Origin of the sequence: Paracoccus sp. MBLB3053, assembly GCF_031822435.1 — a bacterium.
Lineage (GTDB): Bacteria > Pseudomonadota > Alphaproteobacteria > Rhodobacterales > Rhodobacteraceae > Paracoccus > Paracoccus aurantius.
This window is the reverse complement of the sequence record NZ_JAVQLW010000001.1, coordinates 689,648-704,296: the sequence shown is the minus strand read 5'-3', so window position 1 is coordinate 704,296 and position 14,649 is coordinate 689,648. Positions and strand designations below refer to the sequence as shown.

Here is a 14,649-nt window from a genome sequence, read left to right as displayed (position 1 = left end):
CGACCGGATTGTGAAAACGCGGACCCGCCATGACCTTTCTTCTTGCAATCGACCAGGGGACGACCTCGTCCCGCGCCATTCTCTTTGATACCGAGCTGCGCCTTGTCGCCTCGGCGCAAGAGGAGTTTCCCCAGCATTTTCCATCCTCGGGCTGGGTCGAACACGATGCTTCCGACCTTTGGGCCACGGTCGCGGCAACGGCGCGCGCGGCCATCGAGAAGGCCGGAACCGGGGCATCGCGGATTGCCGCGATCGGCATCACGAACCAGCGCGAGACCGTCGTGCTTTGGGATCGCCGCACCGGTCGCGCATTGCATCGCGCGATCGTCTGGCAGGACCGGCGCACGGCGGATCTGTGCGAAAGGCTGAAGGCCGAAGGACATGAGCCGATGATTTCGGCGCGAACCGGTCTGCTGCTCGACCCCTATTTCTCGGGGACGAAGCTTGCATGGCTTCTGGAACATGTCGAAGGCGCGCGGGCTCGTGCCGAAGCCGGCGAGCTTGCCTTTGGCACGGTGGACAGCTGGCTGATCTGGAACCTGACCGGTGGCAAGGTCCATGCGACCGATGCCACCAACGCCGCCCGGACGCTTCTCTACAACATCGCCGAGAATCGCTGGGACGATGATATCTGCGCGCTTTTGAATATTCCGATGCGGCTGCTACCGGAGGTGCGCGACTGCGCCGATGACTTCGGCGTGACGAGGGCCGACCTTTTCGGGCACGAGATCCCGATCCTTGGCGTCGCAGGCGACCAGCAGGCCGCTACCGTCGGACAGGCGTGCTTTCAGCCGGGCATGATGAAATCGACCTACGGGACGGGCTGTTTCGCCCTTCTGAATACGGGGGCGGATCTGGTTCCGTCGCAGAACCGGCTGCTTAGCACAATTGCCTATCGGCTCGACGGCAAGACGACCTATGCGCTGGAAGGCTCGATCTTCATCGCGGGCGCCGTGGTGCAATGGCTTCGCGACGGGCTGAAGATCATTCGCGCCGCCTCGGAAACCCAGCCGTTGGCCCAACAGGCAGACCCATCGCAGGATGTGGTGATGGTTCCCGCATTCACGGGCCTGGGCGCGCCCTATTGGCGACCTGATTGTCGCGGCGCGATTTTCGGCCTGACGCGGAATTCGGGACCGTCCGAATTCGCCCGCGCGGCACTGGAAAGCGTGGGCTACCAGACCCGCGATCTTCTGGAGGCGATGCGTGCCGACTGGGCTTCGGCGGGTGAGGCGGTGCTGAGGGTCGATGGCGGGATGGCGGCCAGTGACTGGTCGATGCAGTTTCTCTCGGACATCATTGGTGCGCCGGTCGATCGTCCCAAGGTGACCGAGACAACGGCACTGGGCGCGGCCTATCTCGCGGGCCTCCGTGCCGGGCTTTGCCCGCCCCCGGATGAGATCGCCGGCAAATGGGCGCTGGACCGCCGTTTCGAGCCGAAGATGGATGACAGCCTCAGGCAGGCGAAGTATGCCCGATGGAGGAAGGCCGTCGCGGCCACGATGGAGGCTGCATGAATTCCTTTGGCTTTGCCCTGCCGGGCCGCGTGATGTTCGGTCGGGGCGAGGCGCAAAAGGCGCCCGGGCTGATCCGGTCCTGTGGCGCACGTGGTGTGTTGGTCCATGGCGCCGATGCCGGCCGTGCCGCTTGGCTGGTGCAAGCCTTGCGGGGAGAGGGGGCCGAGGTCCTGACCCTGGCCTGCGGATCGGAACCTACTCTTTCGATGCTCGAGGACGCGCTGGCACAGGCGAAGGGATTCCGCCCCGATTGGGTCGCGGGCTTGGGCGGTGGCGCGGCGCTTGATCTCGGCAAGGCATTGGCCGGTTTGATCCCCGCGCCGGGCGGGATCATGGATCACCTGGAGGTCGTCGGCCGCGGCCTGCCTTTGGCCGCGGCGCCCTTGCCCTATATCGCCTTGCCGACCACTGCCGGAACCGGGGCCGAGGCGACGCGCAACGCCGTGATCGGTTTGCCGGAACATGGCCGCAAGGTTTCGATCCGGGACGAACGGATGCTGCCGCGCATTGCCATCGTGGACCCGGCCCTGACAGACAATTGTCCGCAAGCCGTGACGCTCGCCTCGGGGCTCGATGCCATCGCCCAGGTGATCGAACCATATCTTTCGGCAAGGGCGACGCCCTTTACCGATGCGCTGGTGCGCCCTGTGATTGCCCCGGGCCTGCGCGCGCTGGCGCGGCTGATGCAAGCCGAGGATGCCGATGCGCGTGATGCGCTGGCCTGGACAAGCCTTTGCGGCGGGATTGCGCTCGCCAATGGCGGTCTGGGTGCAGTTCATGGCCTTGCGGGCGTGATCGGTGGCGTGACCCCCGCCGCGCATGGAGCGATCTGCGGCGCATTGCTTGGACCCGTGCTTGACATGAACCGTCGCCTGGTTGCCGACAAGGCCCGGATCGACGAGGTCTGCGGCCTCATCTCCGGCGTGCTGGGGGGCAGTGCCGCCGACGCGCCGCGCACCCTGTTCGAATGGACGCGAGACCGCGGTTTGCCGGGGCTTGAGGCGCAGGGGCTTTCCCGGGCGCAGCATGCATCGGTCGCCGAGGCGTCCCTGTCCAGTTCCTCGATGAAGGGCAATCCTGCCGTTCCGACGATCGACGAGCTGCAGGCCGTAATGCTGGCCGCAAGCTAGGCCGTTCCACTCAGCGACAGGACGACAGGACGAAAGCGACAGCGCCCAAAAGCGGCATCGCCTTGTCGTATTCCTGCCTTGTCCCGGAAGCCCGTTTCTCCAGAAAGGGTTTCCGGATGGAGCAGGGTCCGGAATGGTGCTAGGCGCTCGGTCCGAAAGCTGTGATCTGGTTCGTCGCTGCGCCTTCGCATGCGTGCTGCCCGAGGGCGAGCACCGGACGGGGAACGGGACGGTGGACGGAAGGAGTAGATAGGCATGAGCGCAGAACTGATTGATGGCAAGGCCTTTGCGGCTCGGATTCGGGGCGATGTCGCGTCGGGCGTGGCGCGTCTGAAGGGGCAGGGCATCGTGCCGGGCCTTGCCGTGGTGCTTGTGGGCGAGGACCCGGCCTCGGAGGTCTATGTCCGGAACAAGGGCATCCAGACCCGCGAGGCGGGGATGAATTCCTGGGAACACAAGCTTCCGGCCGAGACCACGCAGGATGCCTTGATGGCGAAGGTGGCCGATCTCAATGCCGATCCGGCGGTGCACGGGATCCTGGTGCAGCTGCCGCTGCCGGGCCATCTTGATGCCGATGCGGTGATCAACGCGATCGCGCCGGGCAAGGATGTGGACGGGTTCCATGTCCTGAACGTGGGGCTTCTCGGCACCGGGCAGAAATCGATGGTGCCCTGCACGCCGCTGGGCTGCCTGATGATGCTGCGCGACCGGCTGGGCGATCTTTCCGGGCTGAACGCGGTCGTGGTCGGGCGCTCGAACATCGTCGGCAAGCCGATGGCGCAGCTGCTTTTGGGTGACAGCTGCACGGTGACGATCGCCCATAGCCGCACCAAGGATCTGGCCGAACTCTGCCGCCGCGCGGATATCCTGGTCGCGGCGGTGGGGCGCCCGCGGATGATCCCCGGCGACTGGATCAAGCCCGGCGCGACCGTGATCGACGTCGGCATCAACCGCATCGAGGAAGACGGCCGCACCCGGCTGGTCGGCGATGTGGACTTCGACAGTGCGGCCAGGGTCGCGGGCGCGATCACCCCGGTGCCGGGCGGTGTCGGGCCGATGACCATCGCCTGCCTTCTGGCCAATACGCTGACCGCCTGCTGCCGGGCGAATGGCCTGCCCGAACCCGAGGGCCTGACGGCCTGAGAATGACCGCCCGGGGATGATCGCCCCAGGCATGATCGCCCCAGGGATGACCGCCCCCCGAGCGCCGATCCTTGTGCCCGGGGGCGTCGCCCCCCGCCCGGCGCGGCCCTCGATGGGGCGCGCAGGGCGCCCTCCTCCCCGGCGGGGGAATGAACCAGGCAAAGGCGAAGACCCGCCTGCGCGCGAAAGACAGTGGAGACCCGGATGACGAAATACTGCCTGACTGTCACCTGCCCCTCGACGCGGGGCATCGTGGCGGCGATCTCGACCTATCTTGCCGGCCAGGGCTGCAACATCACCGACAGCTCGCAATTCGACGATGCCGAGACCGGGCGCTTCTTCATGCGGGTCAGCTTCGTCTCGGAAGCGGGCACCGGGCTCGAGCAGCTGACCCAGGGCCTCGACGAGGCCGCCCGCGCCTTCGGCATGAGCTATGCCTTCCATGACGAGACCGAGAAGATGAAGGTCATCATCATGGTCTCGCGCTTCGGCCATTGCCTGAACGACCTGCTCTATCGCTGGCGCATCGGCGCCCTGCCGATCGACATCGTGGCGGTGATCTCGAACCACATGGATTACCAGAAGGTGGTGGTGAACCACGACATTCCCTTCCACTGCATCAAGGTGACCCGCGAGAACAAGCCCGAGGCCGAGGCCCGGATCATGGCCCTGGTCGAGGAAACCGGGGCCGAGCTGATCGTGCTGGCGCGCTACATGCAGGTGCTCTCGGATGAGATGTGCCGCAAGATGTCGGGCCGGATCATCAACATCCACCATTCGTTCCTGCCCAGCTTCAAGGGCGCCAATCCCTACAAGCAGGCCTTCGAGCGCGGCGTGAAGCTGATCGGCGCGACCAGCCATTACGTCACCGGCGATCTCGACGAGGGCCCGATCATCGAGCAGGACATCATCCGCGTCACCCATGCCCAGTCGCCCGAGGACTATGTCTCGCTCGGCCGCGACGTCGAAAGCCAGGTCCTCGCCCGCGCCATCCACGCCCATATCCACCGCCGCGCATTCCTCAACGGAAACAAGACCGTCGTCTTCCCCGCATCCCCAGGTTCATACGCCAGCGAAAGAATGGGCTGAGCCAGTGCTCTGGCGATGGACAGTCGCACTTGAAAAAAGGGCCCCGCGGGGGCCCTTTTCTTCTTGTTCCGTGCGATGGATCAGAAGTCCATCTTCACGCCAAGCGTGACGGTCCGGCCCGGAGCGTAAAGCGGGTCGATCTCGCGGGTGCCGCGAACGCGCTGCACATAGCTTGAGCGTTCGTAATAGTCGCGATCGAAGACGTTATCGATGTTCAGGTGAACGGCGACGTTTTCATAGTTCCCGGGCCGCCATTCGCCATGGAGGTTGAGCACGGTGTAGGAACCGTGGTCCGAGAAACCGGCCTCTTCCATCAGGTCGCTCGACAGATCTCCGGCCCATTCGACCGTGCCGCCGACCTTCATGTTGTACTGCGCGATCTCCTGATCGACGAAGAGCGTCGCCATGTCTCCGATCGGCATGACGGTACCGCCGTCGGGCAGGACTTCTTCGCCGTTCTGGGTCAGGTCGGCCTTGGTGAAGCTGGCACCGACGCGACCGCTGCCCCAGCTGTAGTTGCCCTGCATCGTAAAGCCCTTGCTGCGGTATTCATCCGCATTGGTCAAGTAACCGACCGAGGTGTCATATTCCCCGAGCCCGTCAAGTCGGGTGTCGAAGAAAGTCAGGTTTCCGGTCCAGTTTCCGCGGTTCGCGTTCAGGCCCAGCTTGACATTCGTCGACGTCGCCGCTTCGAAATCGGGATCGGTCGTGAAGGCGTCATTGCGCGCGTGCAGCAGGCCGTATTCGCCGATGTCGAAGCCGAGCCAGGTCCGCGACGCGCCAGCGAAGACTTCGTAGCCGTCCGAGAACTCGTACGAGGCGGTGCCGTTCACGCTGGCGCCGGTATCCGAATAGCTGTTGTTGTCCCAGTCGGTATAGCGCTGGTGATCGAGGCGAAGGCCGGTCGAAAGGTCGATGCCGTTCTCGAATTCGAAGCGACCCTGCACGAAGGCGCCGATCTGCGTTGTTTCGAGATTGAAGGGGCGCGTCCGCGTTGCCGAATGGTCGCCGTAATTGTCGACCCTGTAGTCGTCATTCTGCCAGTCGATGCCTGCGGTGATCCGGCCCTGCCCCAGCGTATAGGTGTTCTTCATCACGCCCCCGATGGTGGTGGATTCCAGATCCATGTCACCGTTGGGGAAATCCGAGCCGTTGACCGGATCGATCAGGTCGCCCGTCACATAGTTGTTGCGCCAGTACTCGTTGCGGCTGACATAGAGCATTGCCTCCGGGTCCCACGCGTCGGTCGGTGCGGTGCTGCTGTATTTCAGGCTCAGCGTGTTGCGCGTGACCTTCAGGGGGTATGTGTTTCGGTCGATGCCGGTCCCGTAAAGGTCCATGTTCATCTTGATGACGCGATCGGCGTCGTCTTGGCTGTATTCATAGCCCAGTTCGACGCGGTGGGTTTCGAATTCGTAACCCAGCTTTGTCAGAACGCCCTGGGTCGCCGGCGCCGTGCCGTCCATTTCCAGACCGGCGCCGCTTTCGTAATTCTCGCCATCCGCGGCATGGACCATCGCGAACCAGTCGAAGCCCCCGTAGACGCCGAAACCCGCAAGGCTGCCGTCGAAACCGCGCCCGTTCGAGCCGTAGGAAAGGCCCACCCGACCGCCATGCGTGCGGCCGTCGGTCAAAAGGTCCCTCGCGCCGACGGTTTCATACCGGACCGCACCTGCGGCTGCGCCGAATCCGGCATCCGCGGCCGCCGCGCCGGCCTCGATCTCGACGGATTTCAGGAAGGCCGGGTCAACGACGTTCGATCCGGTATGGTGCCAGCTGGTGACGCCCTGCGGGACGCCGTCGACGCTGACCGCGAGGTTCGACTGTTCCATGCCGAAGACATGGATACGCTTCGACGGGCCGGCGCCGCCGGAAACGGTGACCGCAGAATCACGCGAAAACAGTTCGGATACATCGGCGGGCTGCAGCGTCTCGATATCTTCTGCAGTGACGACGACGCCGCCGGTCGCCTCGACATTTTCCTGTCCATCCGCAACGAGGGTGATCGGCTGCAGAGTGATCTTCCCGGCTTCGATTTCGGCATTGTCAGCTGCGCCGCCCGAGATCTGCTGCGCCGAAAGACCTGTCGCGAGGGCGAGCGAAGACACCCCCGCGAGCAAAAGAATGCTGCGGATTTTCATTGGTTTGCCTTGATTCCAGTTCAGATTGAGTTGGACCTAGCGAACTCGGAATGTGATTCACAAGTGAAATAGTCGGAAATTATCCGAAGCGGCTTGATGACGATGTGGGAATTGTTGCATTAATGCAGCAGTCTGGCCGAGGCAGATTGCGATCGTTGTTTCGGTCGAGAGGTCTAAGGGCTGGCATGTGCCCGGCAAAAAGCGGTAAGGCTCGGCCAACCTCGTCAAGACAATCAGGCACCGTCATGAGCATCCAGCTTTACCAAAACGACCTGCCGGACGATCTGGAGCTCGGCCCCGTCGTCGCGATCGATACCGAAACCATGGGCCTGGATCAGCGTCGAGACAGGCTTTGTCTGGTGCAGCTTTCCGCGGGGGACGGCGACGCCCATCTCGTGCAGATCGCGAGGGGACAGGACAGCGCGCCGAACCTCGTACGCCTGCTGGCCGATCCCGAAGTTTTGAAGCTGTTCCACTTTGGCCGTTTCGACATAGCCGCGCTGGAGGCAGCCTTCGGTGTCGTCACTGCTCCGGTCTGGTGCACCAAGATCGCCTCGAAGATGATCCGCACCTTTACCGATCGGCATGGCCTGAAATATCTGCTGAGCGAATTGGTGGGCGCCGATATCTCGAAGCAACAGCAAACCAGTGATTGGGGTGCCGAGTCCTTGACGGATGCGCAGCTGGAATATGCCGCGTCCGATGTGCTGTATCTGCACCGGCTGAAGGCCGAGCTTGAAAAACGGCTGGAACGCGAGGGCCGACTGGGACTTGCGCAGGCCTGTTTCGATTTCCTTCCCGCCCGCGCCCATCTTGATCTGTTGGGCTGGGGGGATGAAAACGATATCTTTCACCATTAGATGACGGCCATGAGCGCATATCTTGATACAGCCCGCCGCGTGATCCGGGCCGAAACCGAAGGGATGCTGGCCTTGGCGGAGAGCCTTGGCGACAGCTTCGAAAAGGCCATCCAAACGATCCTTGCCGCGAAGGGCCGGGTTATCGTGTCGGGCATGGGAAAGTCCGGCCATGTGGGACGAAAGATCGCTGCGACGCTGGCGTCGACCGGAACGCCCGCCCAGTTCGTTCATCCCGGTGAGGCGAGCCACGGTGATCTGGGCATGGTCACCGAAAGCGACGTGGCGCTGGTCCTGTCAAATAGCGGCGAAACCCCCGAGCTGGCAGATCTGATCGCGCATACCAGGCGTTTCAGCATTCCCCTGATCGGCGTGGCAAGCCGCGCGGAATCGACATTGCTGCGACAGTCGGATGTGGCGCTCGTGCTGCCAGCGGCACCCGAGGCTTGCGGGTCAGGCATCGTGCCGACGACCTCGACGACCATGACCATGGCGCTTGGCGATGCTCTGGCGATTGCATTGATGGAGCATCGCAAGTTCACCCCAGACCATTTCCGCACCTTCCATCCGGGCGGAAAACTGGGTGCGCGGCTGTCGCGCGTCGGGGACATGATGCATCGTGCGATCCCGCTAGTGACCGAGGATGCGCCAATGTCCGAGGCGCTGCTCGTGATCAGCCAGAAGGGCTTTGGGGTGACCGGCGTCGTCGATGCGCAGGGCCAGCTAAGCGGAATAATCACCGACGGTGACTTGCGCAGGCACATGGACGGGCTCCTGGCGCACAAGGCGAGCGAGGTGATGACGGCGAACCCGCGCTGCATAGGCCCCGACAGCCTCGCGGAATCAGCCTTGGCCGAAATGCAGGGACGCAAGATCACCAGCCTGTTCGTCATCGACAAGGGGATGCCGGTTGGCCTGCTGCACATCCACGATTTCCTGCGAACCGGGATCGTCTGAGCCATGTTGCGGTCGTGCATCGTCGCCTGGTTGCGGGTGCTGCTGCCGCTGACCGCGCTCGCAATCCTGTCGGTGCTGTTCCTGCTCGCGCGCAAGCCAGAGCCCGACCTGACGATTCCCTATGCGAACGTGGACCCGCAGGAACTGGCCGAGCGTCAGGCGGTGACCAATCCGACCTATTCCGGCGTGACCTCGAATGGTTCGCAGCTGACGATATCGGGCACCGAGGCGACCCCTGGCAGCGGACAGGATGAGGGGCTGGTCAGCTCCGTTCGCATGACGTTGCGGGCCAGGGACGGGCGCGCCGCGGATATCAGCGCCGGCACGGCCGAGATCGTCGGCGATGATCTTTCGCTGAGGGACGGGGTGCGAATGACGACTGCCGATGGCTGGGTTGTGACCGCGCCAGAATTTCAAGCCTCGATCGTGGAAGGCACCGTCGAGGCCGAGCGCGAGGTGAACGTTCTGGCGCCATTCGGCAACATGACGGCCGGCCGGATGGAGTTGCGTCCGAAGAATCAGGATGACCCCGATCAGGTTCTTGATTTGAAGGGCGGAGTCCGGATGATATACCGCCCATGACCCATGCTTTCCGGGACCTTCCGGGCTGGTCGGGTCGCCACTGGTGGCAGCGGAAAGGAAGACGCATGACCCGGTTTGGCCTGCTGCCATTCGTGATCTCGCTTGGGATTGCCTCGATTGCCTCGGCCCAGACGACGGGTTTCGGCAATGCTCAGGACGTGAAGGCCCCGGTCGAGGTGACGGCCGATTCGCTGCAGGTCGACCAGCAGACCGGTCTTGCCGTCTTTTCCGGAAACGTTCTGATCGGGCAGGGAGGCATGCGCCTTTCGGCGGATCGCGTGACCGTCACCTATTCCAGCGACAGCCGCGACCGGATCAGCGCGCTGAAGGCCGAGGGCAATGTCACGCTCGCCAGTGGCTCGGACGCCGCCGAAGCGAAAACCGCCGATTACGACGTCGAATCCGGCAATGTCGTGCTGAGGGGGGATGTTTTGCTGACTCAGGGTCAGAACGTGCTTGCGGGTGAAACCGTGACCGTGAACCTGGCGACCGGTTCGGCGAGCGCAGCCGGAAGGGTGCGCAGCGTCCTGCAGCCCGGAGGCAACTGATGTCCGGGCAAAACAAAGCCGAAAGCGGACTTTTGGTTCGCGGATTGCGCAAATCCTATCGCAATCGTCCCGTCATCCGCGAAGTCGGGCTGACTCTCGACCGGGGTGAGGTGGTTGCCCTTCTGGGTCCGAACGGTTCCGGCAAGACGACCTGCTTTTACTGTGTCGCGGGGCTGGTCGCGCCCGATTCGGGGCAGGTGCTGATCGACGGGCAGGATGCAACGACCTTGCCGATGTATCGCCGAGCCCAGATGGGAATCGGTTATCTTCCTCAGGAAATGTCGATCTTTCGCGGGCTCACGGTCGAGCAGAACATTACGGCCGTTCTCGAGCTTGTTTGCAGGGATGCCCATCACCGGCGCGATCGGCTGGAAACCTTGCTGGGCGAATTCTCGATCGAGCATCTGCGCAATGCCTCTGCGATGGCCCTGTCAGGCGGGGAGCGCAGGCGCGTCGAGATCGCGCGCTGTCTGGCCGCCAATCCTTCCTACTTGCTGCTTGATGAACCCTTTGCGGGCGTCGACCCGATTGCCGTGGGCGAAATCCGTGCCCTTGTCCACGACCTGAAAAGCCGCGGCATCGGTGTGCTGATCACCGATCACAATGTCCGCGAGACACTCGAGATCGTGGATCGTGCCTATATCCTGCATGACGGTCATGTCCTGAAATCGGGAACGACCTCCGAGATCGTTGACGACCCTCAGGTCCGCCGGGTCTATCTTGGCGAAACTTTCCGCATGCACTGATCCGCCATGTCGGGCCTGCGACATCTCGCGCCCGTTGACAGGAACGTCAGGCTATCACCAAATGGGAATATGGCGGGGCATATTCAGCCCGCCTGCGAACCCGGTCGGCTATGCCGCGGGCGGCGTTCAGTCAAGGCCGGGCAACCGAAAGGACGGACCAACATGCGCTATCAGATCAGCGGAAAACAGATTGACGTCGGGGATGCTCTCTCGACGCATGTGAAAACCGAGTTGGGCGAGACGATAGACAAATATTCCCAGCGTCCGACGGACGCGACCGTCATTTTTTCCCGCAACGCGCATGAATTCATTTGTGACGCCGTGGTGCATCTTTCGACCGGGCTGAACGTGCAGGCCAAGGGTGCCTCGACCGAGATCTATGCGGCCTTTGACCAGTGTAAGGAACGGATGGACAAGCAGCTGCGCCGCTACAAGCGTCGCCTCAAGGACCATCACAAGGACAGGACCGAGCCGGTTGCCTTCGAACAGGCGGGCATGTATGTCCTTGCCGCCGACGAGGACGATTGGGAATCGCAGGGGGATGGACTGCAGCCCATGATCATCGCCGAGATGGAAACGCGTGTTCCCACGCTGTCCGTCGGAGAAGCGGTGATGCAGATGGAGTTGGCCGGCTCACCTCTTCTGGTGTTCCGCAATGAAAAACATGGGGGCGTGAACGTGGTCCACCGTCGGGAAGACGGGAACGTGGGCTGGATCGATCCCCGCAACTTGGGCTAGACTGGGTATCAGAGCAGTCTGGTAAATGAATTGTCCCGGTCGCGAAATCCGTGACCGGGACTTGGACAATTTCGGGCAACATGCAAATCAGCGACATTCTATCACCCTCCGCAGTGCGGACGATGACCCAGAGCACGAGCAAGAAGAGGCTGTTCCAGGAAATCGCCGAGCAGGCGCGAAGCGTCTACGGCGTTGACGCCGCCCAGACCTTGGATGCATTGCAGGAACGGGAATCGCTGGGCCCTACCGGCGTGGGTCACGGTGTTGCGCTTCCGCATGCCCGGCTGCATGGTCTGGATCGCGTCGTGGGCCTGTTCCTGCGTCTTGAAAAGCCCTTGGATTTCGATGCCGTCGACCGACAGCCGGTGGACCTGATCTTTGCCCTTCTCGCCCCGAAAAGTTCGGGCGTCGACCATCTCAAGGCTCTGGCACTGGTTTCCCGGACTTTGCGCGATCAGGATCTGCGCGGAAAGCTACGCGCCAATGACGATCCGGTCGCCCTGCACGCGATGTTGTCCGCCGCACCTGGCATCAAGGCCGCTTGACAGGGTGAAATAGGCCTGGATCCGTGCTAGAGTGCCTTCCACCAAAAAGGGGGAGTTGGTGCAATGACCAGGCATATTGCTGACAAGACGCACGAAACTGGCTCTGGCCGCGTGCGCAACTACACCCGGCAAGAGCGCGAATCCGCACAGCATCCATCGATCAGAGCGCTGCATTCCCGCCCGAAGAAGACTGCGGGCAAGGAGGATGCCGCGAGTGGACGCCGCGTTGCAGAATACGCCAGGATCGAACGCGGACATACCGTCTGATCCGGGAAATCACATGCGGGAATGCAAACCGGCCGCGCCATGATGGCGCGGCCGGTCTGGTGTCACGGGATCGCTCGGATCAGGCGCGGACCAGCGTTTCGTAATCCGCGGCGATGTCGCGGGTCAACTGGCCGACCTGGAAATGCCAGTCTCCGATTTGGCCGACCGGGGTCACTTCGGCAGCGGTGCCAGTCAGGAAGCATTCCTGGAAGCCGTCCAGTTCTTCGGGCTTGATGCGGCGCTCGTGCACGGTAACGCCCTTGTCTTTCAGCATCTGCACGATGGTCTGGCGGGTGATGCCGTTCAGGAAGCGGTCGGCCAGCGGGGTGTGGACTTCGCCATCCTTGATGAAGAAGACGTTCGCGCCGGTGGCTTCGGCAACATAGCCTTCCCAGTCCATGAACAGCGCATCCGAGCAACCCTTGGCCTCGGCCGCGTGCTTGGACATGGTGCAGATCATGTAAAGACCGGCGGCCTTGGCGGCGGTCGGGATGGTTTCCGGGCTCGGGCGTTTCCATTTCGCGATATCGAGCTTGGCGCCCTGCCATTTCGCATCGCCGTAATAGTTGCCCCATTCCCAGGCCGCGATGGCCAAGCGCACCGGGTTGCGTGAGGCGGAGACGCCCATATCCTCACCCGATCCCCGCCACATCACGGCACGCACATAGGCATCGGTGAAGCCGTTCGCCGCAAGGACCGCTTCCTTTGCCGCGTCGATTTCCTCGGCCGTATACGGCGATTCCATATCGAGCAGGCGGGCCGATTCGATCAGTCGAAGCGAATGCTCATGGCCCTTGAAAATCTTGCCGCTATAGCAGCGCTCGCCCTCGAATACCGAGCTTGCGTAATGCAGGCCGTGGGTCAGAATGTGAACATTGGCATCGCGCCATTCCACAAGCTTGCCATCCATCCAGATTTTGCCGTCACGATCGTCGTAAGCGCCTGCCATTTTGTCCTCCGGCCGGTCTGTTTTTCAGATTGTTGCGCCATCTTGCCAGTATCCGCATATAAAGTTGCGCAACTCAGGGTTTGAGCTATCCATTGGTGATTGGAAAGTCAACAAGTCTGACGTAATAAGAGCCATGCAATACGGGGAAACCATGCAGAACAAAGTCGGCATTGCACCCGTCGGTGGTGAGAATCTCCTGTTTCTGACGGATGAGCAACTGCGCCGAGGCATCGAGGCGATGTTCTTCGCCTACCGGGCCTTCACTGCCGATCCGGACCTGATCCTGGCCGACATGGACTATGGTCGCGCCCACCACCGCGCGCTGCATTTCATCCACCGCGAGCCCGGACTGACGGTGACGGCGCTGCTGGATGTTCTGGGCGTGACCAAGCAATCGCTGAACCGTGTCCTTCGGACGCTCATCGAAGATGGGCTGGTCGAAAGCCGTGTCGGTCATCGCGACCGGCGCGAGCGGCAGCTTTTCCTGAGCGAGAAGGGGGCGTCCCTGGAGCGTCGCCTGTCCGAGACGCAGCGTGCCCGGATGCGTGCCGCGTATCGGGCGGCCGGCCCCCAGGCCGTCGCCGGCTTTCGTCTGGTGCTTGAGGCAATGATGGACCGTGATACCCTGCGGCAATTCAATGCCCTGAAGGATCTCTCAGACCCGAAATGACACACCAAGACCAGCCCCAGGCCCATATCCTGGTCGTCGACGATGATGAGCGGATCCGCAGCCTGCTGCGGCGCTTTCTGGTGCGAAGCGGCTTTCTTGTCTCGACCGCGCGCGATGCCGCCCATGCCCGGCGGTTGCTGTCTGGGCTTGATTTCGATCTCATCGTCCTGGATGTCATGATGCCGGGCGAGGACGGGTTTTCGCTGACGCGCGACCTGCGTCAGCGCATGACCACGCCGATCCTGCTTCTGACCGCCAAGGGCGAAACGGAGGACCGGATTTCGGGGCTGGAAAGCGGTGCCGACGATTACCTGCCCAAGCCCTTCGAACCGCGCGAGTTGCTCTTGCGGATCGCGGCCATCCTGCGCCGGGTTCCGGCAACCGAGAGCAAGGGCCCGAAGTTCCTCTCCATCGGTCATCTGCGCTATGATGCGGACAAGGGCGAGCTTTGGCAGGGGGAACTGCCCCTGCGTCTGACCGGCACCGAACAGGCGCTGCTGCGGCGCCTGGCCGATACGCCCCGCCAGGCGGTCAGCCGATCCGAACTGATCGAGGATCTGGGACGAAGCCCATCGGATGAGGCTGGCGAGAACTCCGAGCGGGCGATTGACGTCCAGATCACGCGTCTGCGGCGCAAGATCGAGCCCGACCCGAAAGAGCCGCGCTACCTGCAGACCGTGCGAGGAACGGGCTACATGCTGGTGCCGGACTGAACCATGCTTCGGCGCGATGCGAAAAGGGGCCCCAGGGCCCCTTTTGCTTGTGATTGA

At 62.9% G+C, this 14,649-nt stretch carries 16 protein-coding genes; 14 read left to right on the top strand and 2 right to left on the bottom strand.

What is annotated here, in order from left to right:
* The first annotated feature begins 29 nt into the window (after positions 1-29).
* The 4 genes from glpK to purU all read left to right on the top strand — a co-directional run bounded on the left by glpK (position 30) and on the right by purU (position 4,879).
* On the top strand, positions 30-1,517 hold the full coding sequence (gene glpK, locus RGQ15_RS03550; RefSeq protein ID WP_311158844.1) for a glycerol kinase GlpK: 1,488 nt from the start codon (positions 30-32) through the stop codon (positions 1,515-1,517).
* Complete coding sequence (locus tag RGQ15_RS03545; RefSeq protein WP_311158843.1) at positions 1,514-2,647, top strand: iron-containing alcohol dehydrogenase; 1,134 nt, start codon at positions 1,514-1,516, stop codon at positions 2,645-2,647. Before glpK ends, RGQ15_RS03545 begins: the two co-directional genes overlap by 4 nt.
* Positions 2,648-2,902: 255 nt before the next feature.
* Positions 2,903-3,790, top strand: coding sequence for a bifunctional methylenetetrahydrofolate dehydrogenase/methenyltetrahydrofolate cyclohydrolase FolD (gene folD, locus RGQ15_RS03540; RefSeq protein WP_311158842.1), 888 nt, complete (start codon positions 2,903-2,905; stop codon positions 3,788-3,790).
* Positions 3,791-3,994: 204 nt separating this feature from the next.
* Positions 3,995-4,879: a formyltetrahydrofolate deformylase gene (purU, locus tag RGQ15_RS03535; RefSeq protein ID WP_311158841.1), complete on the top strand. Its 885-nt coding sequence runs from the start codon at positions 3,995-3,997 to the stop codon at positions 4,877-4,879.
* Between the two features lie 80 nt (positions 4,880-4,959).
* Here the strand turns inward: purU and RGQ15_RS03530 are convergent, their stop codons facing one another.
* Positions 4,960-7,020: a TonB-dependent receptor domain-containing protein gene (locus RGQ15_RS03530; RefSeq protein ID WP_311158840.1), complete on the bottom strand. Its 2,061-nt coding sequence runs from the start codon at positions 7,018-7,020 to the stop codon at positions 4,960-4,962.
* A gap of 245 nt (positions 7,021-7,265) precedes the next feature.
* Between RGQ15_RS03530 and RGQ15_RS03525 the strand changes: the two genes are divergently transcribed.
* The 8 genes from RGQ15_RS03525 (at position 7,266) to RGQ15_RS03490 (ending at position 12,260) form a co-directional block, all read left to right on the top strand.
* A complete protein-coding gene (locus tag RGQ15_RS03525) occupies positions 7,266-7,880 on the top strand; it encodes a ribonuclease D (protein WP_311158839.1) in 615 nt (204 codons plus the stop codon).
* A gap of 9 nt (positions 7,881-7,889) precedes the next feature.
* Complete coding sequence (locus RGQ15_RS03520) at positions 7,890-8,834, top strand: KpsF/GutQ family sugar-phosphate isomerase (RefSeq protein WP_409201299.1); 945 nt, start codon at positions 7,890-7,892, stop codon at positions 8,832-8,834.
* Between the two features lie 3 nt (positions 8,835-8,837).
* Positions 8,838-9,416: an LPS export ABC transporter periplasmic protein LptC gene (gene lptC / locus RGQ15_RS03515; RefSeq protein WP_311158837.1), complete on the top strand. Its 579-nt coding sequence runs from the start codon at positions 8,838-8,840 to the stop codon at positions 9,414-9,416.
* Positions 9,417-9,481: 65 nt separating this feature from the next.
* Positions 9,482-9,964, top strand: coding sequence for a lipopolysaccharide transport periplasmic protein LptA (lptA, locus tag RGQ15_RS03510; RefSeq protein ID WP_311158836.1), 483 nt, complete (start codon positions 9,482-9,484; stop codon positions 9,962-9,964).
* Positions 9,964-10,710, top strand: coding sequence for an LPS export ABC transporter ATP-binding protein (gene lptB, locus RGQ15_RS03505; RefSeq protein ID WP_311158835.1), 747 nt, complete (start codon positions 9,964-9,966; stop codon positions 10,708-10,710). The genes lptA and lptB overlap by 1 nt, the downstream gene beginning before the upstream one ends.
* A gap of 162 nt (positions 10,711-10,872) precedes the next feature.
* On the top strand, positions 10,873-11,448 hold the full coding sequence (gene hpf, locus RGQ15_RS03500) for a ribosome hibernation-promoting factor, HPF/YfiA family (RefSeq protein ID WP_311158834.1): 576 nt from the start codon (positions 10,873-10,875) through the stop codon (positions 11,446-11,448).
* Positions 11,449-11,528: 80 nt separating this feature from the next.
* The gene (locus tag RGQ15_RS03495) at positions 11,529-11,993 is read left to right on the top strand and encodes a PTS sugar transporter subunit IIA (RefSeq protein WP_311158833.1); all 465 of its coding nucleotides are present in this window, start codon (positions 11,529-11,531) and stop codon (positions 11,991-11,993) included.
* A 63-nt stretch (positions 11,994-12,056) separates the two neighbouring features.
* Entirely contained in the window at positions 12,057-12,260 is a 204-nt protein-coding gene (locus RGQ15_RS03490) for a hypothetical protein (protein ID WP_311158832.1), read from the top strand.
* A 79-nt stretch (positions 12,261-12,339) separates the two neighbouring features.
* Here RGQ15_RS03490 and RGQ15_RS03485 read toward each other — a convergent pair whose 3' ends face one another.
* Positions 12,340-13,209, bottom strand: a complete 870-nt coding sequence (locus RGQ15_RS03485; protein ID WP_311158831.1) for a branched-chain amino acid aminotransferase — start codon at positions 13,207-13,209, stop codon at positions 12,340-12,342.
* Between the two features lie 151 nt (positions 13,210-13,360).
* Between RGQ15_RS03485 and RGQ15_RS03480 the strand changes: the two genes are divergently transcribed.
* The gene (locus RGQ15_RS03480) at positions 13,361-13,879 is read left to right on the top strand and encodes a MarR family winged helix-turn-helix transcriptional regulator (protein WP_311158830.1); all 519 of its coding nucleotides are present in this window, start codon (positions 13,361-13,363) and stop codon (positions 13,877-13,879) included.
* Positions 13,876-14,592 (top strand): response regulator, encoded by a 717-nt coding sequence (locus tag RGQ15_RS03475; protein ID WP_311158829.1) that lies wholly within the window; start codon positions 13,876-13,878, stop codon positions 14,590-14,592. The genes RGQ15_RS03480 and RGQ15_RS03475 overlap by 4 nt, the downstream gene beginning before the upstream one ends.
* The last annotated feature ends 57 nt before the right edge of the window (positions 14,593-14,649 follow it).